This is a genomic window from Paenibacillus sp. IHBB 10380 (assembly GCF_000949425.1).
Taxonomy (GTDB): domain Bacteria; phylum Bacillota; class Bacilli; order Paenibacillales; family Paenibacillaceae; genus Paenibacillus_AQ.
This window is the reverse complement of sequence record NZ_CP010976.1, coordinates 5422818-5447828: the sequence shown is the minus strand read 5'-3', so window position 1 is coordinate 5447828 and position 25011 is coordinate 5422818. Positions and strand designations below refer to the sequence as shown.

At 42.0% G+C, this 25011-nt stretch carries 18 protein-coding genes and 2 riboswitches; of the genes, 8 read left to right on the top strand and 10 right to left on the bottom strand.

The genetic code is table 11. The features are described from left to right. Nucleotides 1-420 precede the first annotated feature (420 nt). Nucleotides 421-2475 carry a vWA domain-containing protein gene (locus UB51_RS24670; RefSeq protein WP_044879570.1) on the top strand — a complete coding sequence of 685 codons (2055 nt, stop codon included), beginning with the start codon at nucleotides 421-423 and terminating at the stop codon, nucleotides 2473-2475. Here the strand turns inward: UB51_RS24670 and UB51_RS24665 are convergent. Beyond that, nucleotides 2472-3455, bottom strand: a complete 984-nt coding sequence (locus UB51_RS24665) for a serine/threonine protein kinase (RefSeq protein ID WP_234405502.1) — start codon at nucleotides 3453-3455, stop codon at nucleotides 2472-2474. The genes UB51_RS24670 and UB51_RS24665 overlap by 4 nt on opposite strands. 312 nt (nucleotides 3456-3767) lie before the next feature. Continuing rightward, nucleotides 3768-6053: a 5-methyltetrahydropteroyltriglutamate--homocysteine S-methyltransferase gene (gene metE / locus UB51_RS24660; protein ID WP_044879568.1), complete on the bottom strand. Its 2286-nt coding sequence runs from the start codon at nucleotides 6051-6053 to the stop codon at nucleotides 3768-3770. Nucleotides 6054-6203: 150 nt separating this feature from the next. Then, a riboswitch (cobalamin riboswitch) is annotated at nucleotides 6204-6397 on the bottom strand. 200 nt (nucleotides 6398-6597) lie between these two features. Between metE and UB51_RS24655 the strand changes: the two genes are divergently transcribed. From UB51_RS24655 to UB51_RS24645, 3 genes are all read left to right on the top strand, one after another. Beyond that, the gene (locus UB51_RS24655) at nucleotides 6598-7893 is read left to right on the top strand and encodes an MFS transporter (RefSeq protein ID WP_044879567.1); all 1296 of its coding nucleotides are present in this window, start codon (nucleotides 6598-6600) and stop codon (nucleotides 7891-7893) included. A 421-nt stretch (nucleotides 7894-8314) separates the two neighbouring features. Continuing rightward, nucleotides 8315-9550 (top strand): serpin family protein, encoded by a 1236-nt coding sequence (locus tag UB51_RS24650; RefSeq protein ID WP_044879566.1) that lies wholly within the window; start codon nucleotides 8315-8317, stop codon nucleotides 9548-9550. A gap of 105 nt (nucleotides 9551-9655) precedes the next feature. Continuing rightward, entirely contained in the window at nucleotides 9656-10009 is a 354-nt protein-coding gene (locus UB51_RS24645) for a DUF4190 domain-containing protein (RefSeq protein WP_044879565.1), read from the top strand. Nucleotides 10010-10136: 127 nt separating this feature from the next. Here UB51_RS24645 and UB51_RS24640 read toward each other — a convergent pair whose 3' ends face one another. The 5 genes from UB51_RS24640 to UB51_RS24620 form a co-directional block, all read right to left on the bottom strand. Next, nucleotides 10137-12086 (bottom strand): ATP-dependent DNA helicase, encoded by a 1950-nt coding sequence (locus UB51_RS24640; protein ID WP_044879564.1) that lies wholly within the window; start codon nucleotides 12084-12086, stop codon nucleotides 10137-10139. A 113-nt stretch (nucleotides 12087-12199) separates the two neighbouring features. Further along, on the bottom strand, nucleotides 12200-13069 hold the full coding sequence (locus UB51_RS24635) for a DNA alkylation repair protein (protein WP_234405501.1): 870 nt from the start codon (nucleotides 13067-13069) through the stop codon (nucleotides 12200-12202). 52 nt (nucleotides 13070-13121) lie between these two features. After that, nucleotides 13122-13781: a peroxiredoxin-like family protein gene (locus UB51_RS24630; protein ID WP_052676069.1), complete on the bottom strand. Its 660-nt coding sequence runs from the start codon at nucleotides 13779-13781 to the stop codon at nucleotides 13122-13124. A 93-nt stretch (nucleotides 13782-13874) separates the two neighbouring features. Then, nucleotides 13875-14558: a Crp/Fnr family transcriptional regulator gene (locus tag UB51_RS24625; protein ID WP_044879563.1), complete on the bottom strand. Its 684-nt coding sequence runs from the start codon at nucleotides 14556-14558 to the stop codon at nucleotides 13875-13877. Between the two features lie 177 nt (nucleotides 14559-14735). Then, the gene (locus UB51_RS24620) at nucleotides 14736-16043 is read right to left on the bottom strand and encodes a hemolysin family protein (protein ID WP_044879562.1); all 1308 of its coding nucleotides are present in this window, start codon (nucleotides 16041-16043) and stop codon (nucleotides 14736-14738) included. 239 nt (nucleotides 16044-16282) lie between these two features. Here UB51_RS24620 and UB51_RS24615 point away from each other — a divergent pair, with 239 nt between their 5' ends. Together UB51_RS24615 and UB51_RS24610 are read left to right on the top strand one after the other, a co-directional pair. Then, nucleotides 16283-17038, top strand: coding sequence for a DUF1836 domain-containing protein (locus tag UB51_RS24615; protein WP_044879561.1), 756 nt, complete (start codon nucleotides 16283-16285; stop codon nucleotides 17036-17038). An 18-nt stretch (nucleotides 17039-17056) separates the two neighbouring features. Beyond that, nucleotides 17057-17872 (top strand): undecaprenyl-diphosphate phosphatase, encoded by an 816-nt coding sequence (locus UB51_RS24610; protein ID WP_044879560.1) that lies wholly within the window; start codon nucleotides 17057-17059, stop codon nucleotides 17870-17872. Between the two features lie 62 nt (nucleotides 17873-17934). Here UB51_RS24610 and UB51_RS24605 read toward each other — a convergent pair whose 3' ends face one another. Together UB51_RS24605 and UB51_RS24600 are read right to left on the bottom strand one after the other, a co-directional pair. Beyond that, a complete protein-coding gene (locus UB51_RS24605) occupies nucleotides 17935-19671 on the bottom strand; it encodes a sensor histidine kinase (RefSeq protein ID WP_044879559.1) in 1737 nt (578 codons plus the stop codon). Continuing rightward, nucleotides 19668-20393: a response regulator transcription factor gene (locus tag UB51_RS24600; protein WP_044879558.1), complete on the bottom strand. Its 726-nt coding sequence runs from the start codon at nucleotides 20391-20393 to the stop codon at nucleotides 19668-19670. The genes UB51_RS24605 and UB51_RS24600 overlap by 4 nt, the downstream gene beginning before the upstream one ends. A 141-nt stretch (nucleotides 20394-20534) precedes the next feature. Here UB51_RS24600 and UB51_RS24595 point away from each other — a divergent pair, with 141 nt between their 5' ends. Beyond that, entirely contained in the window at nucleotides 20535-21746 is a 1212-nt protein-coding gene (locus tag UB51_RS24595; protein ID WP_052676068.1) for a DUF418 domain-containing protein, read from the top strand. A gap of 119 nt (nucleotides 21747-21865) precedes the next feature. After that, nucleotides 21866-21974, top strand: a riboswitch (TPP riboswitch). 103 nt (nucleotides 21975-22077) lie between these two features. Beyond that, the gene (gene thiC, locus UB51_RS24590; RefSeq protein ID WP_044879557.1) at nucleotides 22078-23847 is read left to right on the top strand and encodes a phosphomethylpyrimidine synthase ThiC; all 1770 of its coding nucleotides are present in this window, start codon (nucleotides 22078-22080) and stop codon (nucleotides 23845-23847) included. Nucleotides 23848-23931: 84 nt separating this feature from the next. Here thiC and UB51_RS24585 read toward each other — a convergent pair whose 3' ends face one another. Further along, complete coding sequence (locus UB51_RS24585; RefSeq protein WP_044879556.1) at nucleotides 23932-25011, bottom strand: DUF418 domain-containing protein; 1080 nt, start codon at nucleotides 25009-25011, stop codon at nucleotides 23932-23934.

Genomic DNA, 25011 nt, shown 5'->3' with positions numbered 1-25011 from the left:
ACTTGAGAAGTGTGGTCATTCTTTCTTCTGCTCTTCCCATCATCACAATGATTCATTTCGAGCAAATAAGACTTCATTCCCAAAAATTTCCCGTGTCATGGGGTTAATATTAAGGAAATATGTTCTATATTGTCAATATATAGAACCGAAGTATATTACGGGGTATTTGGACCTAAATTTAGGAGAGAACTGGCATTTGAAGTCCGTATAAGGTCCTAATTATTGGATAACTATTAATATTCAAGGAACAATTACCGATAAACTTTTTTGTGTAAACTTTTTACAACCCATCAAAAATATATTTAAACCAACAGTCCTATTTTTATAAATCACAAAAGCTTCTACTCCCGCTTCCCATGCCTATTTTATACATACTTACAACCCATTTAGTAACTGAAAAAAAGGTGGTTTTACAAAAACATGAGAATATTATCAAGGACTTTTTACCTGTTTTTCGGATTCATATTTTTTGCAGCTTCGACAATCTACGCAGAGGCATCTGTTAAAGATACTAGTGGCAAGGCTTTTGATGCCGTTTTCGTTCTGGATACGAGCTTCTCCATGAGTACTAGTGATAAAGATCGTATATCGGCTGAGGTTATCCAACTATTCATGGATATGAGTGAAGCTAGTCGTACACGGGTCGGCTTCGTAGCCTATAATGATCGTATTGTGGCTTCCCAACCTCTCACTTCCATTGCTGTGGTGGAGAAGAAGAAGGCACTCAAGCAACAAATTAATGAATTAAAACGATCCAATTATACCGATATGGGACTAGGTCTCCTCAAAGGGGCTGAAGTGCTAGAGGCGGGGAATTCAGATCAATCTTCTCAAGTTCAGGGCAGATTACCCTTTCTCATTCTATTATCCGATGGGGAGACCGATTTCGGTCCTTCTAGTGGTGAGCGAGCGAAACAAGATTCCGATAAAGACGTAACAGCAGCTATAGCCAAAGCAGATAAGAACGGGTTCCCGATTTACACGATCGGACTTAATCATGACGGTACCGTAAACCAGAAGGAACTAGAACAAATCGCTTCCCAGACGGGGGGAGCGTCATTCATGACAAGTAGTGCTGACGATCTTCCTGAAATATTCAATCAAATTTTCGCCAGCGAGATACGATCTGTACTCGTACCTGTTGCAGGAGTTACAGCGACAGGTAAACTACAGGAAGTCAAAGTAAAACTTCCCAATTCAAGCATGGAGGAAGCAAATATTATTCTGCTCTCAGAACATCCATTAAAAGAAACACAAATATATTTCAACTCTGAGAATACGAGACTTTTCAAATCCGATAAGTATTCCTTAATGAAAATTTCTAACCCGAAACAAGGAACTGCAGTGCTTAAGTTCAAAGGTAAACAAGGAGATTGGATCAAGATCAATCTGTTAGGAAGTTATAATCTAGAGGCTGAGGCCAAGCTCAGTCATGATAAACCGATCAAGGGGAAACCTTCAGAGATTGAAGCCTATCTTGCAACACCCGGAGCAACAACGAGGTTGAAAGATGATGCGGTGTACACCAGCCTGAAGGCCGAATTGGTAGTCAAAGAGGTTGAAAGTAAGGAAGAACAGCGTATTCCTATGACCAATACTAACAAAGGTTTTCGAACAGATTATACGTTTCCTAATTCAGGGGAGTATGTTTGGAAAGTCATGATTGACGGACCCAACTTCTATCGTGAGAGCTCATCCAATAAAGTGAAAATCACTAACCTCCCTCCCCAAGTAACAGGGTCATTGGATTTGAATTTCATCAAAGAAGATGGGGCAATCACATTGGATCTCGGGAAATATATTCAGGACCCTAATCAGGATCTCATAACCTATTCACTGCCGGAGGCAATGGGGGACAAGTTACCTACAGAATTACTTGGAAGCACGCTAACTTTAACGCCCAAGCGTACAGGTCAATCGGAAATAGCAATCTTGGCAACAGACTCTGAAGGTGGAACCGTGACGGCTCTCTTCCACCTGACTATTCAATCCAAATATACACTTTATAAGATTATAGGTGCTGCCGTAGCCGTTATTCTCATTGTTGGCATTCTTATGTACCTCTGGTTACGTCCTAAACCGGAATTTGCAGGAAAGCTGGAAGGCTATTTCTTAAATACAGCCAGCGGTACGGATATTCCAGTCAAGTCTTGGCCGCTGACTTCATTTCCAGGCAGACAGATTACTCTGATGCAGTTATTCCGAAGTCTTGATGTGAATGAGAACCTGCCGGAGAGCGAATATATTATATTCGAACCGGGAAAGAATGGGGCATTATATGTCAGACATCATACACGTTGTGCTGTGGTTCGGGGGAAATCTCCTCTTCCTAAAAACAAGAAAGAAGCCCTCCACTTCAATGATAAATTGTATATCACCTTTGAAGATGGGAAGACCGAGATTGAACTTCGCTATAAGGCGGTTAAACCCGTTACTACCATTTATACAGGGAACAATACCAACCACTCAGCCTAGTCTGAGTGGTGGAATTCTCGCTCTGTTGGAAGGGAGTGTGGTACAGCTGTGGGTTTACGACCCGTTAGCCGAACCACACTCTTTTTTTGTAATATATATTCTGCTCGTAGTGCCGCTCTAAACCATCGAAGGGAGCCACACCTCTTATCGGTGGAAAGAGAAAGCCCCCAATGAATGACACGCGATAAGAAAGGCGAAATGTCTTTATTTAAGAAGCGAACCGACTCCAACTTATCTTCAAATAACCGTGTCGGCACAGCTGTAGGCGCTGCTCCGATACAGCAAAAGTATAGTGTTGCCGCTAAGCTATAAATATCCGCCGCAGGGGTCTGTAACGACTTATTTGAGTACAATTCTAAGGGTGAATATCCAGCCGTAGTAAAGATGGGGCGATCGGCATCAGATTCTGTATAACGAATGACAGACCCGAAATCAATCAACTTGCTCCGTCCATCCTCCCCAATGATAATATTGGCAGGTTTTATATCTCGGTGTACGAATCCTTGTTGATGAATATGTTCCATCGCCCCGATCAGCGGAAGCATGGAAGTTCGTAGAAAGTTAGCATTCATGCTCTGCTCATTCTTTCTCACGACTCGGTCCAACGTTATACCTCGGCAATACTCCATCACTAGATACGCTGTCCCGTTCCCTTCGAAGTAGTCCTCATAACGGACGATTGCTGGGTGCTGTAGATCACGTAATGCCCAAGCTTCCCGCTGAAATGCCTCCATTAGCTTCACAAATTGTGGCGAGACCGAAGCTTGCAAGTATTGAAGTGTCTTACCGTCGGAAGAACGACGAGCCAAGGCACTCGGAAAGAACTCTTTGATCACGCTCATGATTCCTGTATCTACATGACGTACGATATACACAACAGACAGCTCACTACGGGATAATATTCTACGAATTTGATATATTTCTTCATCTCCAAGCATCGTGTTTCGAGCTAAAACGCCATTCATCGATTTTTTTCTCACGGTAACCTCTCAGTTAAACCCTTTTATGATGGATATGGATCGCCCATTTCCCGGGTTTGATAGAATTGTGTCGAACTACTATATTCACACTTATAGTAACAGACAGCATAATTATTTCCAAGCTTGGAATTCTCAAACGATGCTCGTTGTCGTTCTCCATCACATTCCAAAGATGGTTCACATCATGATGTCATTTTGTTATGTCATTTCAAAAAGACCAAATCCCCCTGTTATATCAGGGAAATCTGGCCTTCTTATTATGGCTCAACACCATCATCAGTGCTTATAGTGCGTAACCTTTTTATAAAAATTTTAATTCGTTACTTTTCTTGCTTCTCTAGCGATTTGAGTCGCTTGCACCATGTGTTCCAAAGATGCTACCGTCTCTTCCATTCCACGTGTCTTCAACCCACAGTCCGGATTAATCCAGAATAATGCTGGGTCTAATACCTGTAAAGCTCTATCGATCATAGATACCATTTCCTCCACAGCTGGAATTCTTGGACTATGAATATCATATACCCCTAATCCAATACCCAACTCATACGTGGATTCTTCAAAAGTATGAATAAGTTCACCATGGCTACGTGATGTTTCGATGGAGATAACGTCAGCATCTAGTGCCCGTATCGCATCAATCATCTCGTGGAATTCACAATAACACATATGTGTATGAATTTGGGTTGTGTCTTTTACGGTTGATGTAGATAGACGGAAAGCAAGAATGGAATCTTCCAGATAGCTATCCCACTTCTCTTTCTTCAATGGTAGTCCTTCTCGAAGTGCAGGTTCATCGACTTGAATCATCTCAATTCCAGCCTTCTCTAAGGCCTCAACTTCCTCCCTTAATGCCAGTGCAATCTGGAAGGCCACTTCATTACGAGGAAGATCATCACGTACAAAGGACCAGTTCAATATCGTCAATGGACCTGTCAACATCCCTTTTACGGGTTTGTCCGTTAAAGACTGGGCATAGACACTTTCTTTCACGGTCATCGGAGCAATGAACTCCACATCTCCGTAAATAACCGGAGGTTTCACGCAGCGTGAACCATAGGATTGTACCCAACCATTCAACGTAAAGGCAAATCCATTCAATTTCTCGCCGAAGAATTCAACCATATCCGTTCGTTCGAATTCACCATGAACGAGTACGTCTATGCCAATCTCTTCTTGAATTTTAATCCATATTTGAATCTGATCTTGAATGAACTTCTCATATTGCTCGTTACTCCATTCTCCTTTTCGGAAGCTTTGGCGAGCCTTTCTGACCTCTGGTGACTGTGGGAAACTCCCGATTGTCGTTGTCGGCAGGAATGGAAGCTGCCATTTCTCTTGCTGACTAACTTGGCGTTTATTGAAGGCACTCTTTCTTGTCGACGGCTGTGAATCCCTATTCGCAGCAGCTTGTCGAACTTCAACACGATTTCTTGACTGAGACGCATTAAGCGCTTCGACTGCGTTTCTACTATTACTTAGCTTCGCATCTGTACCCTCTTGACCGCTAGCAGCTTGGACAAGAAGAACAATCTCATCTAACTTCTCATCCGCATAAGCTAAAGCCTCTTTTAACACAGGATCTATTGCCGTCTCTGGTTTAGTGCTAACCGGAACATGCAGTAGACTGCAAGAAGGCTGTACCACAATCCGATCATAAGATACGAATTCAGATAGCTCTTTCAACAATTGGAGTGGAGATTCAAGACTTGAACGCCAAATGTTACGTCCGTCAATCAGACCTGCACCAAGTGTTTTTCCTTCTGGGAATCCGAACTTTTTAATCGATTGCAAATTCTGTTCTAGTCCATGAACAAGGTCAAGTCCGAACCCCTGAACTGGAAGCGAGATCACTTCTTCATAATGATCAACTGCTTCAAAATACGTCTGTAGCATGATGTTAAGCTTAGGTGCAGCCGCATGCAACACTGTATAAATATGCTGAACTCTCTCTCTATCTTGTTTCGTTAAAGAAGTCACTAGAATAGGCTCATCGATCTGAATCCACTGCACACCCTCTTGCTCCAGCTCTTGTAGAATCTGGCTATATAGGGGTAGGAACTGCTCAATTAATGCATCCAGTTGATCTGCTGCATATCCTTTAGCAAGCTTCAAGAACGTATACAGACCCACCAATACGGGCTTACCTTCAATACCTAACTTTTCCTTAGCTTCACGATAGGCATGTAGCGGCTGATTCTTAGTCAGAGCTGGAGTAGCTCCATTCAATTCTGGCACAATGTAATGATAGTTCGTATTGAACCATTTCGTCATTTCACATGCCGTCCCATTCTTGTCACCTCTCGCCATCGCGTAATAAGTGGAGACTGGAACAACCCCACCCTCATAATCAAAGCGATCTGGAACAAGACCGAACATAGCAGACGTATCCAGGATGTGATCATAGAATGTGAAATCATTCAAGGGAATGAGATCGATCCCCTTGCTTTGTTGGAGCTTTAAATGGTCTAATCGGATAGATTCTAATTGATGAATCAGATCCTCTTCATTAATCTTACCCGCCCAGAAAGATTCAAGCGTTTTTTTCCATTCGCGGTTCGCGCCAATACGTGGGTACCCTAGATTACTACTCTTTACCATGTCGTTAATGTGCCTCCTCTTATTTCAAATCTCTTTATATGTTCATAGCAAAAAGACATCTTTACCCAACACAAAGAGGATAAAGATGCCTTTTGAATATGCCTGATTTGGCGGCCATCTCTAACACCTTCCTATCTCCCGTAGGTAAACGCAGTGCTGTCAAAATAGGCAGGTCTCCTGGCTCCAGAATCGTAATCCATCTGCTTACCTTCCCGATTATACAATCAGTGGCTATATAGCAGTGACTCCTCTGTTACAGTGGCGGGACCGCGTCGGTATTACACCGAACTTCCCTTTTAAGCTTCAATTCGTTCAACTGAAGCACCTAATTCCACATTATTCAATTTCACAAGCATTCATTACGATGAATATTATACATGCAATTGTATTTTTATTCAACGGTAATGATTATATTTATGATCATACCCCGACATTCAATTACTGTCAACTCAATAGGGATACTTGGATTAAAAAATCATTCCCTTGTCACTACTATAACTGCTAGAATAGTAAGATTAGTTCGTAGAGAGTTAGGGGGAATATCGTGAATTTCATACAACGAATGATGAGAGAATGGAACAGTTTATCTCGTAATATCAAATTATTTTTTCTAGCCAATATCTTATTTCAGATCGGAGGCGGTATGTTCTCCGTATTATATAATCTGTTTATCCAAGGTCTTGGTTATGCGGATGCCATGAATGGAAGGATCATTAGTATTCAGTCCTTAGCTACGGCGCTCATGTTCATTCCTGTCGGACTACTTGGTGACCGAACAAGTCGTAAGCGTCTATTAATTATTGGAGCTCTATTCACCGGTCTTGCTTTCATTGGGCGCTCTTTCCTAGTGACCGAGTTCAATCTACTGTCCTTTGCCGTCTTGACTGGACTATTCACTTCGATATTCCAAGTACTCGCTATACCCTTTCTAGCCGAGAGTGTCCCTGTTTCACAGCGCCTACGGGTTTTTAGCTATTATTCATCCCTTGTGTTAGCTTCACAGGTCATTGGAAGCATGGGTGGTGGGATTCTAGCAGATATGCTTCAAGGTCTTGGGGTGAATCGGGTTTCAAGTTTGCAGATCGTACTAACTACCGGAGGGATCGCTACGTTTGCTGCGTTTATTCCGCTATTACTCATCATTGAGCCATCTAAAGCAGTTAAATCTATCCACGCTACACCCACAGTTGTTCCTCAGACTGTGCCCGTCCGCAATCGCACATTGAAATCTGAATACAAAATCATAGGTCAATTCGCCTTAGTACAGCTCATCATTGGAATTGGTTCTGGACTCGTCATTCCCTATTTGAATCTGTATTTCACCAATCGTTTCGCCGTCTCGCTTAGCACCGTGGGTCTACTCATCTCATTAGGACAAATTATGACGATTGTATCTATGCTTATCGGCCCCTCACTTGCAGGACGGATCGGATCTGTAAAAGCCATCATATGCTTCCAGATGCTCTCTCTACCCTTCCTACTATTAACCGGTTTTACTAATATACTGGCTATCGCAGCCATTAGCTTTTTATTCAGACAAGCCTTGATGAACGCTGCGAATCCAATTCTATCCACCGTCTTAATCGACCGTGTATCTGATTCTAAACGAGGCATAGCCAATTCAATGACACAGACAGCGTTTATGCTGGGATGGGCATTAATGGGACCTGTTCAATCCTATCTTATTACTTCCTATGGCCATTATTGGGGATATGCAATCACGTTCAGCATTACAGGTACACTCTATGTCGGGGCTTCCATTCTGTATTACAGTATGTTTAGAGACTCTCGCAAACCGGGATCAAAGGGAACACATACGTCTATTGAGTACATCATTTAGACATAGAAAAGCAGCCTCTAAGGCTGCTTTTTACTTTTATTAGCTACTCATTTCATTGTGACTTATAAACGTAAATATAAATGAACTTCAATCCCCTCTGCTTCGAATGCCTTTCTCACTTGATCAGATGATTTATTACCAATAAAGTACGCACTATTAGACACCGCTCATTCCCCTATTTAGATCATATAGTGTAACGAATTGAGCTCAACACCAAAATCAGTGCTTGAAAAATGTATCGCGTTGATAACTGACCGCTACGCGACGGATTGTCCTTCCGATCGCTGTTGCCCCCAAATTTTTTTTGAATATGCCGCCAATCAAAGGATTAATATTTCCATTTTCATGCAACATCCTCTCTCTTTATTTCGTCTAACAAGTACCGATTGATATATAGTTTCAATATAAGGAGTTGTCTTGTTTGTATAAATTACGGGTTCTCATCTGTCTGCTTACGCTTATACTCCCGGCTTGTTCAGCATCTAGCCAAGCTTCACCCGCATTATCTCTGAAAGAAAGACAGCAAGCCGTAAATCTCATAGATCCTCAGATCATACAGGCTGAGAATACACTGGGCTTACAGCTTCATCGCCAGCTTGTTGAAAGTGGTGGGGGAGAGAATGTGATGATTTCTCCATATAGCATATCTACTGGACTAGCACTCGCCTATAATGGGAGCGCCGGAGAAACGGCGTTAGAAATGGCAAAGACGCTGGGGTGGGAGGGCTTAGATTTAGAGGAATTGAATACATATAATGAACAATTAAGAAAGCTACTCTCAGGTTCCGATAACGGCATTCAACTGGATATAGCGAATTCAGTCTGGGTCAAAGAAGGAATGGAGTTTAAAAAGCCTTTTCTTCGCGCGAGTAAAGATAGCTACAATGCTGACATTCACTCTTTGAAATTATGTAATACTAAAACAATGGATAAAATTAATAATTGGGTTGAGAAACATACCCGAGATAAAATCACTCACATTCTTAATCAACCCTTAAGTGAAGACACCCTGTCTGTTCTTATCAATGTGATCTATTTCAATGGAACATGGCAGCATCCATTCTCCGAAGATCATACACAGGAACAATCATTCACACGGCAGGACGGATCTACTCAGCAAGTTCAAATGATGCGGCAGCAATACTCCTTTCCCTATGCTGAGACCAAGAACTGGAAATCGATTAGACTCCCTTATGGAGACGGACGGATGTCCATGCTCATTATTCTACCAAGTGAGCAATCGTCACTAGATGAGCTCCAACAAGAGCTCTGGAATAACCCTTCTCCATGGCAGCAACCCTATGATTACAATACTGTGGACATAGGTCTACCCCGCTTCAAAGTTGAATATAAGCAACAATTAAAGACCGTGCTGCAGAACTTAGGGATGAAGAAAGCTTTCCAGCCCGAAGAAGCTGATTTCTCGCAAATGTCTAATGAACTACCTCTTTATATCAGTTCAATCATGCATGAAACATTAATCGAAGTGAATGAAAAAGGAACAGAAGCTACAGCAGTAACGAGTGTACTCGTAGACGCCGGGTCCGCTCCCCCTTCAGAACCTGTGACTATGACCCTCAATCGACCGTTCTTCTTTGCGATTGAAGATACACAAAGTAAGGCTTGGTTATTTATAGGTTCGGTTACACAACCCTAATAGGTTAAGAAGTGTCACTTACCTTCATAAGTAAATGGTGGTAATTATGGACATACCTAGGTATACTTAGACCTGTAATAAGTACCACTAAGGAGGATTCATCCTATGAATCAACTTTCCAACGATTTAAATGGGCCGTCTAATAACTATCCACCGCCTATGCCACCTGCAACAACGAACGGGAAATCTTTCGCTACATTGAACGGCAAATCTTTCGCTACATTCGTACTTGGCATATTATCCATTGCTATTCCCTACATTGGTTTTATTATAGGAATCCTTGCTATTATCTTCGGAAGTCTCTCTCTCAAAGAACTTAAATACAAAGACGAACAAGGACGTGGTCTGGCGATAGCTGGTCTTGTATGCGGAATTGTCGGTACTGCGATTTACGCCATTATTCTTATAATTCTGATTCTTGCTATGTATTCTACTACAATTGAAATTAATTCATATTAGCTACTCCAGACTTCAAATTCTTAACGACATACATACACAAAAACCTTAATCCATCATTTCTGATGAATTAAGGTTTTTTACTGTATATCATCAAGCTATGTCGCAGCTTGGCATGACCTCTGCCTATCTATAACGTCTCTTGTAGAGATACACCCTCTGGCATTACCGACAGAACATGCTCTCGCACAGCAGCATTCTGTTGTAATTCCTCGCATAGAATGGCAATGATACCTTGATCGCTGCTTGTGCGAATTAGACGACCAATTCCTTGGCGTAAACGTAGCAACATGTACGGCAGATCAACTTCCTCAAAAGGAGATGATGAAGCATTACGTTTAGCCATAAATACAGGATCTTGAGGAGGAAATGGTAATGACCATATAATGACGTTGGATAAGGATGGTCCAGGTACATCAAGCCCTTCCCACAGACTAACTGCACACAGCACACTCGCTTCGTCTCGTTGAAAAGCCGAAATAAGATAACTGATCTCCTGATCCCCTTCATAATAAAAGGTCATGGAAGCATAACGCTTATCATTTGAAATCTGCTGCTTAAACTGCTGTAACTCCTCATGGGTGCGGAACAAGATTAACGCTCTCCCATTTGTACGTTCCAGCAGTTGCCCTGCAATCTCCATCTTGACGGTAAATGTCTCACCGCTTGCCAATTTCGGTGCAAAGGCCTTCATTTGATGTTCATAATCATATGGTGAATTCACAGAGAAGGATAAATAGGATTCTAGCCCTAGACTCTCCGCCACATAATCGAATGAGCTATCCACAGATAATGTCGCAGAAGAGAAAATAATCGGCATCTTCGTGCTGAATACCCGTTCTTGCAGCACTTCTTTAACCGTCTTCGGCATGATGGATAACGTCAATCCGTCTTCACTGTCTGTTGCCCAACAGATCAAAGCTTCTGAGTTCTCAAACAATCCTAAAGCCTTCTGCATCATCTCAATATGTTCCTCGACTATACGTAGTTGGTAATCATCCAGTGTATACAGCTCACTCTCAAATACCAGCTCTTCTTCAATCGCAGTTAGTATACTCCGGAACCGATGAACTTCCCGCAGGAGCTGATCATTCAAATGAATGTGCTTCCGTTCAGATCCGGGAATACTTTCACTTTGTCGACCTAACACATCAAACATGATTTCACTTTGTTCGATCGCTTCATCAATAAGTACTGCTAACGCTTCTCTCACAGTTCCTTGTAATAACCGCAGAATCAGTTCTTCAAATACAACATGTTTCATCTTATATCCAAGTGCCTTCATCGCGGCAGATTCAAGTAGATGACCTTCATCAAATACGACAGTACAATGATCCGGAAGCAGAGGCAACTGACCTTCCCGCTTTCTTCCCTCATACGTCCACACATGTTCCATATAATAATCATGGGAGCATATAATTAAGTCTGTCGAATGACGGTAGTACTCTCTTGAAAGTGTTTGCCCACAGCGATGCCGTCGATCGCATGTGAAGCAATCCTGGAAAGTGTCCCAGTTAATCTTATGCCACTGCTCATCATTTAGATGAGGATAGTTCTTACGATCTCCATAGGCATAGAATTTCTGCATGGGTCCAGGGCTATGAACAAAATCCGGTAAATTCTCATATAGATCTTCCCACTGCGCACCCTGTTCATCTGCGAGTCTAGCCCGATCAAGCTTTACTAAACAAACATATTGATCAGGTGACTTTCCTAGTCTGGCATCAATCGCTAGACTAAGATGCTGCGCTAACTTCGCAATATCGCCTTCAGGCTTCACGAGCTGCTCAATAAGCGACTCATCCGCACAAGCAATAATTGCTGGCTTGCGAGTGTAACGGGCATAACAAATAGCATATAGTAAATAGACTAGCGTCTTCCCTGTCCCCACTCCCGCTTCTGCAAAAATAGCCTTCTTCTCGGCAAAAGCACGCTCCAATTGAAACGCCATATATATCTGTTCATCACGAACTTCAAAGCCCGCTGCTGGCAATAATTCGTAGAATACATCTGCTACCCAATCCCCTACTTGTGGAATAAAGGGCTTGGAAGGATCATGCTCGAAAGGATAACGCTCCACTATATTGTTTACCTCCATAAAGTCATATGACAATAATGCCCAATACACATTGTATGAGCTAACATTTCATTATGCCATGATTTAAGAGTAATTACAATATAATTTCTTTAGCGCTATTCATTTGGGTTAGTCAACGGGTGTGATTTCATTAAGCTTCTTTGAGCCCGAATCACGATCCGTTTCGTTTCCTTCATATCCGAGGCCTCCAACCACTCATCACAGATGTGCATCACCCAATCAGGATTAGTTTTACTAGCATCATTTAGCCAATTCCCTACGGAGTCCTGAACATATTTGACTGGATCGGATTTCACAGCTTCCAGAAGCGAAATAGCCATCTCAGGATTCTCCTTTAACTCTGTAATATGCTTGGCCCACACGCCTTGCGGACGGGTCGATTCGATAGCAAATCTCCTGATGTTCGCATCTTTATCGCGCACCCAATCTTTTAGGATATCAAGGGATTCCATTAATTCCTTTGAAATTGATTCCCTTACGCCCATCCATGCAATCTCGCGAACACCAAAATGAGAATCCGCAGCAAATGGGCGAATGCTTGTCAATTTTTTTTCTATACTTAACCGTTGATCTAGTCCAATAATATAGCAAGCCCAACAGCGAACGCTATCTGAACGATGAGTGGCTAGCGCATTGAAGATTCGAGAACCTTCCTTTTCCGATTTCCTATCTAACATACTCAGCCACTCGCGAGCGATGGCAGGTATGATTCTCATCATCTTCTTTTCATTTAATTGAGCCAGTCCGGATAAAATGGTATCCGAGTCTTGCTGTAATTCAAGCTCATGAAGAACATTTTCCAGTAGCATTGAATGATCAACTGCCAGCCATTCTGTCAGATTAACCGTTTGTAATTGCCCCCTCTGAAGCAGTGTGACTACTTCAGCCGGAATATCTAATACTTTTCGAGCCCCTTTTCGTTGTAAAATTGCATCAGAAATTATAATTTCCTTTTCATTATCCATGAATCGCTTCCCCCTTTAATACGATGAAATCCAATCGCCTTAGAAAGCTCTATTAAAGAGAATGGAGGATATGCAATACTTCAGTAGGCTCCATACGTTTTTTATAGTCTGCATCAGCATTTGCTGAACAGATTATACCTTCTTTATCAATAACATAAGTAGCTGGTACTGGAATCTCCCAAGAATTATCACCGTTAAATGTATCAAGTGAAATGTCCAATGATCTATAGATTTCATGTACATATTCAGGCACTCTACATTTAAGATTATATTTTTCTGCTGTTTGATTTCCCAAGTCACTTAAAACATGGAAACTTAATTCGTTCTTTTCTTGTATAAATGCAGAATGATCTGGGGTTTGCGGGCTAACAGCGATCAATTGAGCGCCAATTTCCTTAATATCATCCATTATTCGCTGGTATGCCAGTAACTCCAAGTTACAAAATGGACACCATATGCCGCGGTAGAATATAAGAACAACAGGACCTTTTGCTGTTTCTTCAGACAAAGTTATTGTTTTACCTGTAGGATCAGCTAAAGTGAAGTCCGGCGCCTTGGTTCCAACCCTTAACCCTTTACCGGAATCAGATGCTCGCTGATCCTGAATCGATCTATCGAATGCATCCAGTGCTTCTTTGGGAAGCATCTCTTCCATTTGTGCGGTTGCTAAATCTAAATCCATTTGCAATTTTTGAGATATTGGCTTCTCCATAGAATCATTTCTCCATATCGTATATTTATTTAACGTTTATACGATACTTCTTTATTTTCAATAAAGATGTAAATGCAGTTTACAACTCATCCTTTAAGCCATATTTCTCTCCAAAAGCTTTTCACGATGGATATAAATTGTTTTAAATCCTGTCTTAATGATTCCCTCTATCGCAAGTTCTTGTAAAGCTACAGTCACAGCTTCTCTAGTGGCTCCAACTAGATTCGCAAGCTCCTGATGTGAAAGGGGTAAATCAATTTTGTAATACTCTTCATTACTCGTAAGTCCAAATTGATCAGACAGCTTTATAAGAACATCCAAAATTTTATCGTGTAGATTCCCAAGAGCTAAACTTTGAGCTAAATGACTCATAGCAATAATTCGATCACTCAACACTTTGATTAACTTCATCATAAATCGTGGACGCTGAATTATAAAACTTTCAAACCTTTCCTTATTCATCAAGCAAATGTGACTTTCCTCTATCGTTTCAATATACATATCCCGTGTTCCTAACGAGATTGCATCCATTTCGCCAAAGACATTTCCTTCACTGAGTATATCCAAGGTGAATTGCTTCCCCTCAGCATTCAGCCTATATATCCGCACTTTTCCTTTTTTCACAAAGTAAAATCCTTCAGAAAAAGTTTCTGGTGTTTGAATAAACTTATTTTTCGGGATAATTGTGATAGAGGTTAATTGATCCATTTCTATTAAATCTTCCATTGACAGCGAATTCAGTAAATTGAATTGTGATAAATATTGAATTTTATCCATTGTTCCCCCTGACTTTACTATTCAAACAATATGATCTTCGGTTCTCGTCTTGAAAAAAGCGAATAACCCCGACTAACTAACAAGTCTAGGGTCATTCGCCAGCTTTATTCCTTTTACTCACACTAATTCTTAAAATCCCTTGATGCCCTAATTTAGCTAGGCTCTCTTTATTATATTTTAAAGTTTTTCTTTGGTTACTTCGTCATCATGGCGAATAATCTCAACTTTACGAACCCGATATTTATCCTTTTCTCGAATAATGAAGGTAAGCTGACCATAGCGCCACTCTACACCTTTTCCAAGCTCTGGTTGTCTACTATATAGCCACCCACCAATGGAATCCACATCCTCATGTTCAATGGTTATGCCAAGAAGCTGATTCAATTCATCAATCGAAGTATTACCTTGCACTAGGTATCGACCATCACCACATGCTTCAATCGGTTTCTTCTCATCTGCATCAAATTCATCACGAATTTCTCCGACAATTTCTTCTAGAATATCTTCAATCGTAATTAATCCAGAAGTACCTCCATATTCGTCAACCAATAGTGCAATATGAACCTGTTCTTGTTGCATTCTCAGTAGCAATGATTTAATAGGCAACGTCTCAGGAACCGTCAGAACAGGCTGAATGAGTGCATTAAAATCGAAGTCTGGATTGTTATCATAGTTCAGGAAAAATTTTTTCGTATTCACGAAACCTATAATATGATCCTTACTTCCTTTAGTCACTAGAAAACGTGTATATTGCTCTATTTTGATAACGGCTATATTCTCTGCAAGTGTCTGATTGGCATCTAAACAAATCATATCCGTACGCGGTACCATGATCTCTCTAGCCAGTAGTTCATCAAATGTGAAAATACGATCTACATATCCGAATTCAGTCTGATTAATTTTTCCACTCTCATAGCTCTCAGAGAGAATAATACGAATCTCTTCTTCCGAGTGGGCTTCTTCATGTTCACTAGCAGGCATAATTCCGAACATTTTTACTAATCCATTCGCGGAACCATTCAATATCCAGATGAAAGGATACATAACCTTGTTAAATAATATAATAATTGGCGCAGTAATCACCGCGATCTGCTCTGCCTTCTGAATGGCAAGTGTCTTTGGTGCAAGTTCACCAATCACGACGTGGAGAAATGTTATGGACACGAAAGCAATAATAAATGCAAAAAGATGTCCCGTACTTTCACCAATTCCAAGTCGTTCGAATAGAGGGAACAGAATTTTCTCTACTGTAGGCTCACCCAACCACCCAAGTCCAAGGGCAGTAATTGTAATCCCTAACTGACAGGCAGATAAATAACCATCTAAGTTACTCGTTACTTTTTTTACAGCTAAAGCATTCTTCTTTCCTTCCATAACCATTTGATCCACTCTGCTCGGTCGAAGTTTAATGACTGCAAACTCCGTAGCCACAAAGAATGCTGTAAGCACAATCAGTAAAGCAACCAGAAATAAATTCAGTAACATATCGAGCTCCCTCTTATATTGTTTGAGTTGTTCAGTAAAGTAGTTCTTATGAACTTATTATATTGTGTTATACTCTCCATATCAAATGGCTCTAGCGTTGATATGAGGTTAAATTTGACTATTTTACCTCGCTAATGGAACTACAGTGGTTATTCTCTTTCTATATATCCTTTTGACACAACCGTATAATCATTTTATGATGAGTTCATATGAACTAGTCATTATAGAAAGGTGTTTCTATGGAAACTTTAACGTTTACACGCAAAGATATGGCAACCTTATTGCTTTCCCTACAAGCAGGTGCAACGAACTCTCCACGAACCGTCATCCAAGACATATGGAGAGCAAACCACAAACAAGAATTCGCAAAAGGGACATCGATGTCTGCCTTCATCTCGACCGCACTTCCGCCTATTATCGAAAAAATGATCAAGACCGATACTCATCCCGCCTTTTCTCTTCATGATATTGTGTCCCTAGGATCTCAAATTGAGTACACCTATTTCTCTATTACATCCGTTCAGAACTGGGTGAAACGAGATTTCAAACATTTTATTGGACATGCAGAGGAAGGTAAGAAGTATTCGTTACAACAAGCCGCACTATTCTTTATCATTGAAGATCTTAGATCAACGCTGGATTACGACACGATGCGTAAGTTTTTCCAAATTTTATTTCGAGGTCAGGATAACCAAGACACGCATCTGATTCATCCCCTTGATTTCTATTCCTCCTATGCTGAGCTATTCGAGGAACTTGATGAACGTTACCGCAATTACAGGGGTGACCGGACAGATTTCGTCTATAAATGGGACCAAATGATTAATGAGGTAGCAAAAGATTATGTCGCACACAAAGCAGAGTTGTCTGACGAACAGAGGGAAACATTACAAACGGCCATTCATGTAGCCTTAACCTCTGTTCACACATCCTGCTTCCAGTCTCTCTCTCGCCGGTATGTCCATGGTATGGTGTTTCTCCACAATCTTCACTAACGAGGTGTTACAAACAAGATGAATGATTTCATAACATTGCTTAAATACGCCTTCTTGGGCTTAGTACAAGGTGTTACAGAACCGATTCCTGTCTCCTCCAGTGCACATGTCATTATTGTGCAAAAGCTTTTTGGATTAGAAATTGAAGGACTTAGCTTTGAGGTCCTTGTCAATTTCGCTTCACTACTCGCTATTCTGCTCATATACAAGAACGATCTGATCCAGCTAGGAAAGCATGGATTGCTGTACTTAACTGGCCGTGATGAGCAATACAAAAAGGATTTTCACTTCATTCTGTATCTTGTGATTGCCACGATTCCTGCTGGGTTAATCGGATTTCTATTTAATGATTGGATCGCTGAGGCATTAAAGGGATTATTAACGATCGCTATTGCACTCTTAGTGACGGGAATTGCCTTATGGTTGATCCGCAATCTACGTGGGCGTAAGAATGAGGCTGGGCTTAGACTTAAAGATGCTATCATCATCGGACTTGCCCAGACGGTTGCATTAATTCCGGGAGTCAGTCGATCCGGAGCTACGATTGTAGCGGGTATGGGAATTGGTTTAAAGCAATCAACTGCACTGAAATTTTCCTTCTTCTTATACATCCCTGTAAGTGTAGGGGGTATGATTCTTGAAGGCTCGAACCTATTACATGATCCTAATCTGGGAACATTAGCGCTTCCCTACGCACTAGCTTTTGTCTGTTCATTAGTGGCTTCCTACTTCTCTATGAGATGGTTCATGGGGATTATGGAACGCGGTCAGCTTAAATATTTCTCATGGTACTGCTTCTTATTAAGTGCATTTATATTATTATTCATGTTATAAATTTTTAATGTATTGAATGATGGACACTTTTCTTCAAAGTGTCCATCATTCGGGTTAATAGCTCATTTAATTGGAAAATATACAAAAATAGTCGTGCCTCTGCCAATCGTAGAGCGTATGTCAATTCGCCCGAGATGGGCTTCGACGACCATTTTGGCGATACTCATACCAAGACCTGATCCGGCGGTAGTCTCTTCCGTGTTCGTCCCACGGTAATAGCGTTCGAAGAGCTTGCCTATCGTCTCCTCGTCCATACCGCGGCCATTGTCTGACACTTGAATAAAGGCTTCGTCATTCAACATACCGCACACTACAGTAATGGTTACACCCGAAGAGTTATGCTTCACTGCATTAGATAGCAGATTATCCATAAGTCGCTGTAGCCATTTCTCGTTGCCGATAACTGGCACGGGCTGATCATCGCCCTCGTATTGAAATTCCACATTTGCAAGCGTCACGTCATTCACATATTTTAGAACTGATCTACGCGTTAGCTCACCAAGCTCGATATCATGCTGATCCATGAATATAGCACCTTGCTTTAATTGATAAATATGTGAAAAATCGGTGATCAGGTCCAGCATGTAGTCACTCTTCTCACGAATCATCTTGCCCATCTCCTGAAGTTCCTCTTGACTCCAAACCGCTGGCGAGCTTTCCAAAATGTAGCCATAACCCTGTATAGTCGATAGAGGCGTTCGCAGGTCATGCGAAATACCACTCATCCATTCCTCACGGGTCTTCTCTAATTGGAAGCGATCTTTCTCTGTTTGTGCGAGCTGCTCGGCCATTTGATAGAAGGATTGAATGACCTCCCGATATAGACGATAACGGATACGGAGCTTACCATTTTTACGAAACACCCTGCGACGATCTTTCGGCGTGAGCACTTCCGCATAGAGCCCTTTACCCATTCGCTCGAACCACCCTGTAAACAGAATAAGCGGCTGACCGTAACGATAGCCGTGCCAGATTGAAATGGAGAGTGACAACACGAGAATCGAGCCGGCTACCCAAATGAAGATATGAATGAACTCTTTCAAAATAGGCTGATCGTTGAAACTTCCTGGTTGATTGGGGGTATGAACTATCCATGTCATTGCATTCTTATCTGATTGATAAACGACCACATTCGTATCGAAATTTCCAGGGGCCTGCTTCATCGATAAGATCTCCAGTGGCTCGTAGCTATCCATAGAGGATGAGGGTTTGCCAATCGTTTGAATGCTTTCACCCTCCAGATTGACGATCGTTAAGTAACTGTTTGTCTCCTTTAGTTGCTTGAGCATTGCTTCCTTATAACCTTCGGCAACGAGTCCGTCCTCCTGATAGCTGTCGTACCACAACGCGAGCTGCTCCTGACGAGGATTCTCAAAGCCGAGTAGGAATAATAGAGGCGATTCATACGAGTTATCCAGCTTCATATTAACGAAGTAATGATTGTATTTCCCCGTTTCTTGAAGCGTTAGCAGCTGAGTGACCGAATAAGCTGTGGGCTGATCTGAATCCGTATTCACTTCATAAATGACGTCCCCTTTAGATCCGAGGATCTGCAACCACATGTTTTTTTCCTTAATGAACTTATTCCAATGAGAGGAGAACTTAATCTTATCATTCTGATAGTAAGTTTCGCTTATGACGGAATCAAGCGCAGCCACGGGAAGGTTACGTTTAAGCTCATCATTTGTGATTTTATTAATCAAGACTAGGAAGAGTATCGTCATCGAGATGATTATGAGAACCGAGTACACAATCAGTTGGTATGTAAAATGGAAAGCCATCCTACGCTGTATCTTCATACGTTGATCGGCTCCTTAGCCAGCTTATAGCCTAGTCCGCGGACAGTCAGCAGATGGGTAGGCAAACTCGGATCATGCTCAATCCGTTCACGAATGCGGCGAATATGGACCATCACGGTATTATCATCTCCAAGTCCATCGATACTCCACACGGCTTCATATAGTTGCGCTTTAGAGAAGACAATGCCGGGATTTTTGCAGAAATACAATAACAGCTGAAACACTTGAGCCGGACAGGTAACAACAGCACCATCTACAAGTAGCTCCCCTGCAGCTTCATTTAATTGAAAGCGGCCATAGCTATACACAGTTTGTGCCACAGTATTGTTTCTTGCCACAGGTTTGCCAATCTCATCAATGCGCCGCAGACGAGCCTTAATGCGGGCGGCTATCTCAAGCGGATTAAACGGCTTCGTAATGTAATCATCGCCACCCATCGCGAATCCAGTCAGAACGTCCAGATCAGACACCTTGGCAGTCAAAAATAAAATATGTGGGTTGCCTAATTGGCGTATTTGCGAACATAATTCAAAACCACTACCGTCCGGTAGCATAACATCGAGCAGAACGATATCAGCTCCGTTACGAGCAATCGTATCGAGTGCTTCTTGGCAGGTTCCAGCTGTATATAATTGGTGAAATCCTTCCTTTTGGAGCACAAGTTGCAGCATTTTTACAATAGAGGGTTCATCATCAACGATAACTATTTTATTCATATTCATTCTTCATCACCTGATGTAATGCTAGCATATAAACCTTAACATCTGTTGAACAGAGTTATAAAAAGTTAAGTTCATGTTATGGTTCTGTTCCTTAGCTGTTCAGCTTGATTGATTATGATTGTAAGAGAGGTGATAGTAAAGATGAATCAAATAGACACAGGAAACCGCATTCGCGTTATAGATGCGATTCGCGGCTTCTGCTTACTCGGTATACTTATTGCAAATATGCTCATTTTCCAGTATGGGATGTACGGACAAGGGGAACTACAACAATTTAACCCTACAAGCTTGGACACGATATTTCATCATATACTGAAAATTACAGTTGTCGGAAGTTTTATGCCGATCTTTATGTTCCTGTTTGGCTATAGCTTATATAAGCTTCGGGGAAGCTTGGTGAAGCGTAACTTAAAGCCTGGATGGGTGTTAGCTCGGCGCTTCTTCATGCTCATTGCGTTAGGCTTGATGCACAGCCTATTACTATGGGAGGGCGACATTTTACTAGCCTACGGGGTAACGGGCTTTACTTTGCTACTATTCGTTAAGAGGAAGCCGAAGACGCTAATGATATGGGGAATCATACTGAGCATATTGATGGCGGGCCTAAGCTATGGTATCGAGAAGAAGACAGTTAAAGAAGAAGCGCGGATGCAGCAGTATGTCGCAACATCTATTGAAGTCTATGGTGAGGGGACCTATCAAGAGATTACTAAGTTTCGCTTTAACGAGGATCCGCTTGATTTGCCGCCAGGCGCTATAATTATCGTGATGTTCTTCACACCGTTCCTGCTGCTTCCGATGTTCTTGTTCGGGATTGCCGCTGCAAGCAAACAGTGGTTTCACAATCCGCGGCGAGAAAGACGTAGATACGTGTGGGCGACGGCGATCCTTCTGCCGCTTGGTCTAGCGTTTAAGAGCATAGCTGAACTCCAACCACAATCCCCTTGGAGCGGCGTATTCCTTACGGCGGGAGGGCAGCTTCTCGCACTTGGATATATTTTTGCACTAGCACTGGTGCTATCGCACTTATCGAAGCGATCAGTGCTCGTATCGGCGTTTGAATCGGTCGGTCGCATGTCGATGACGAACTATTTGATGCAAACTGTCATTTGTACGACCTTATTTTATGGTTATGGGCTGGGTTGGTTCGGACAAATCGGCATTGTGAACGGCTTTCTATTGGCCCTGCTCATATATACTGTACAGGCTGTACTAACGAGCCTGCTACTACGACGATTTAAGAACGGTCCAATCGAGAGACTTCTTAGGATGTGGACTTATCTCTCACTCAGCGGCAAGCCACGTGCTTCGCATAAGGTTGTTAATGATCCGAGTTTAAATACCTCCGTGTGATAATGAAGTACGAATAATCATTGGGTGCCTTGGCCTTATCCATATTGTAGAATAAGTCATGTTGACGGTTTAAATTAAACTTGGATATTCTTTACTAATTGGTTATACTTTGTTTAGCAATTATATATTACGGGAGCTTGGTGGGACCAGGCTGAGAGGATAGTTGTAACTATCGACCGTCAAACCTGATCTGGATAATGCCAGCGGAGGAATTGGAGTTCTATTTCTATTTGTCTACTCTAAGACTGCCTCTTACTCAGATGCAGTCTTTTTCTATAGGAATAGAATTTGCTCCGCTTGATCAAATCACCTTTATATAGGAGGAAATGAGATGTCAAGCGAAATGAAAAAAGATCAAATTAACCTATCGGCTTTCCCAGCAAGTAAAAAAGTATATGTACAGGGTTCACGTACAGACATTCAAGTACCGATGCGCGAGATCACACTCAGTCCAACATCGGGCATTCACGGAGAAGAAGAGAATGCACCTATCCATGTCTATGACACTAGCGGAGCTTACACGGACACAGAAATTCATACCGATATCCGTCAAGGGTTACAACCCAATCGTTTACGCTGGATTGAAGAACGAGGAGATACAGAAACCTATGAAGGAAGAACCATACAACCCGAGGATAACGGCAATACCAACGGTAAAGCATTAGCTGAAGTATTTCCAGCACTCCAAAGGAAACCTCTACGGGCAAAAAAAGACAACAATGTCACTCAAATGCATTATGCGCGTAAGGGTATCATCACCTCCGAAATGGAATACATCGCCATTCGCGAGAATGTGACACCGGAGTTTGTACGAGATGAGGTGGCTCGTGGCCGCGCCATCATCCCATCGAACATCAATCACCCAGAGAGTGAACCTATGATTATTGGACGAAACTTCTTAGTAAAGATCAATGCCAATATTGGAAACTCCGCTGTATCCTCATCCATAGAGGAAGAAGTGGAGAAGATGCGATGGGCGACACGCTGGGGTGCAGACAATATTATGGATCTGTCCACTGGTAAAAATATTCACACCACGCGCGAGTGGATTATTCGTAATTCTCCTGTTCCTATTGGTACGGTACCGATCTATCAAGCTCTGGAGAAAGTAAATGGCAAAGCGGAGGATTTAACATGGGAAGTTTACCGGGACACACTCATCGAGCAAGCAGAACAAGGGGTTGATTATTTCACCATTCATGCCGGAGTCTTACTTCGCTATATTCCGTTAACTGCTGAGCGAATGACTGGCATTGTTTCTAGAGGTGGCTCCATTATGGCTGCATGGTGTCTTGCCCATCATCAAGAGAACTTTCTTTATACACATTTTGAGGACATATGTGAGATCATGAAATCCTACGACGTCTCCTTCTCCCTTGGAGATGGCTTGCGCCCTGGTTCCATTGCTGATGCTAATGATGAAGCGCAATTCGCTGAACTAGAGACGCTAGGTGAATTGACGGCAATGGCTTGGAGTCACGATGTTCAAGTTATGGTCGAAGGACCGGGGCATGTCCCCATGCATTTGATTAAAGAGAACATGGATAAGCAGCTTGAAATCTGCAATGAGGCCCCCTTCTATACCTTAGGTCCTCTTACTACAGATATTGCACCGGGTTATGACCATATTACCTCTGCCATTGGAGCGGCGATGATCGGTTGGTTCGGTACAGCTATGCTATGTTATGTCACTCCAAAGGAGCATCTTGGTCTACCGAACAAGGAAGATGTACGTGAAGGTGTCATCACTTATAAAATCGCTGCTCATGCCGCCGATTTGGCAAAAGGACATAAAGGTGCACAGGATCGCGATAACGCCCTTTCTAAAGCCCGTTTCGAATTTCGCTGGCGCGATCAATTTCATCTATCGCTGGACCCTGAGAGAGCGCTCGAGTATCATGATGAGACATTGCCTGCAGAAGGAGCCAAGACGGCTCACTTCTGTTCCATGTGCGGACCGAAATTCTGTAGCATGAGAATTTCTCACGATATCCGCGATTCTACTAGAGCCCACAAGCAAGAAGAACAGGAAACCATAGAGGCAGGAATGCTAGCTAAAGCACAAGAATTCAAAAAATCCGGCAGCGGCATTTATCAATAGATAAGACTTAGTAAACCATAAATGATCAATACCCCAGTTAACTCTAACTGGGGTATTGACATGAATTGAGTTCAAATCAAACACTCAGCACCATCTCCGCATGATCAGTTCAACCGGACCTCTTTTCATCCATTTTCTCCACACATATGAAAAGATCATGGCGATAATAAAATAGATACATCCGTATGCGATTGCAAAAGAAAGGCTTCCATTGTCCAAATATCCAACGATCTCAAGAAAACCCAATCCAATGAATATATGCCCGACATAATGAGATAATGAAAGCTGTCCAGTGTTTATTAACGCCTGCGTCAGACGAAAATGCCCTAATTTTTCAACCAAATAAAAACTGATAGTAATGATGGCCACCGCTAAACAAGTTGCAGATAATACATACAATATCGTAGGTGGCATCGGTTTCGTCGTAAACAAATAGTTCGCTGACTCTATATCGAGTATAGAAGAAGTCCCTTTAATTAGGCCATAGGAAATTGCCTCAAAAACAACAGTCCCTGACAACGAATAAAGCAGTAACCTTGATCGATTCCCCTTATACAACCAGCGTTTTCTACCTAACCACAGGCCGATTATGAAAAAGCACACCCAGGGGAAGATGGGGTGGAAACCATTGAGAAAGAGATTGCGAATAAATCCTTCCACCGTCCAAAAGCCTGCATATTCGTGAAAGTTCGTGTTCCAACCTTTACTATAATCGAACAAGATCAAAAATGACTGGGATGCTAACAGGATAACCGCAAACAGGCTGAGTATTATTTTATCAGATGCTGTAATCAAGACCGAAGCTACAAGCATAAACACCGCGTAATAATGCAAAATATCGGCGGTCCAGCCCATGACCAGAAGATAAATACCTATTATGAAAAGGAAAATAGCTCTACGGTACAAGTTGTTCCGACTTTGACGAATAACGTCCTTGTCCATTGAATTTCTTGCTTTCGTGGTCATTAATGACACTCCAATGCCTGCCAGCACGACAAACAATGCTGCTGCTCTTCCCTCAAATAGACCTGCTATGGCTCTCAACCATGCTGCACCATCGTTTTCTGCCTGCATTGCAAGCTTATAGTTCACGATAAGCATTCCGAAAAATGCCAAGGCTCGCGCAAAATCAAAAGCAGTTATTCGCTGTGTAGACTGACTCAT